This window comes from Sphingobium sp., assembly GCF_041987595.1.
Lineage (GTDB): Bacteria > Pseudomonadota > Alphaproteobacteria > Sphingomonadales > Sphingomonadaceae > Sphingobium.
The window spans coordinates 1-603 of sequence record NZ_JBHIWJ010000232.1 but is presented as its reverse complement, the minus strand read 5'-3'; the positions used below and the strand labels follow the sequence as shown (position 1 = coordinate 603).

Here is a 603-nt window from a genome sequence, read left to right as displayed (position 1 = left end):
TGTTAGTCAATGATTCGTGATTGACCGCTGATTCTGCTGCGGCCAGCCAGCCCGGCTGGCGGGCGACCCACCAGCCAGCCGCGGCCGAGGCCCTCAGCCCCTTGCTCGGGCTGATCATCCCCCGCGACGTTGCTCCCGCCGTTTGTTTCGCCCTCCCCGCTCTGTTAAGTCACGGCGTAAAAACATTCTGGCCGGCACAGCCCCCCTCGGGTCGCCCGCCTACCTTGCTGGAGCCCTCAGATGATCCCCCGCTATACCCGCCCGGAAATGGCCTCGATCTGGGAGCCGCAGACCCGGTTCAAGATCTGGTTCGAGATCGAGGCGCATGCGGCGGATGCCCTGGCCGAGCTCGGGACCATCCCGAAGGAGGCCGCCAGGACGGTCTGGGCCAAGGCCAAGGACGCCGTGTTCGACGTCGCCCGCATCGACGAGATCCCGAAGGCTCGGCGCACCCAACACGGCGTTCGCATCGCCGCCGTCGACCAGCGCATCGAGTGTGTAGTGACCCCCGCCCACGCAGCCCGGCAGGTGTTTGCCCAGGTGCACGCGGCGCACCGCTGAGACTTCGTCCGGCAGCCCCGCCACGACGGCCTCGAGATCGGC

1 protein-coding gene is annotated in these 603 nt (G+C 68.0%); it reads left to right on the top strand.

Annotated features, from left to right (window positions below; genetic code table 11):
- Positions 1–240: 240 nt before the first annotated feature.
- The gene (locus tag ACFC3J_RS22915) at positions 241–561 is read left to right on the top strand and encodes a hypothetical protein (protein ID WP_375198204.1); all 321 of its coding nucleotides are present in this window, start codon (positions 241–243) and stop codon (positions 559–561) included.
- The last annotated feature ends 42 nt before the right edge of the window (positions 562–603 follow it).